This is a genomic window from Shewanella sp. SG44-6 (genome assembly GCF_014164185.1).
GTDB classification, from domain to species: domain Bacteria; phylum Pseudomonadota; class Gammaproteobacteria; order Enterobacterales; family Shewanellaceae; genus Shewanella; species Shewanella vesiculosa.
This window is the reverse complement of the sequence record NZ_JACJER010000368.1, coordinates 1-260: the sequence shown is the minus strand read 5'-3', so window position 1 is coordinate 260 and position 260 is coordinate 1. Positions and strand designations below refer to the sequence as shown.

Below are 260 nucleotides of genomic sequence, written 5' to 3'. Positions count from 1 at the left end.
ATAGGCATTGATGTTTCTAATGAGCTCATAATGTCCTTAATTTCTCGCTTGTCTTATTTGTCTCTTAGATTAAGTTATGCTATAACGGTTAATTAATCAAGATATATGATGGATAACATTCTATGAAGACATTACGACCCAGTGACATTGCGCAATATTGCGATGTACACCAGCGCACCGTAAGTCGATGGATTGCTCAAGGGCGATTAAAAGGACATAAGCTACCAGGTCGAGGTAATTATCGTGTATTACTAGACGAT

1 protein-coding gene is annotated in these 260 nt (G+C 37.7%); it reads left to right on the top strand.

Going from position 1 to position 260, the window contains the following annotated elements:
• Positions 1 to 122 precede the first annotated feature (122 nt).
• The coding region (locus H5185_RS22610; RefSeq protein WP_182743385.1) for a helix-turn-helix domain-containing protein at positions 123 to 260 on the top strand (138 nt) is incomplete at its 3' end.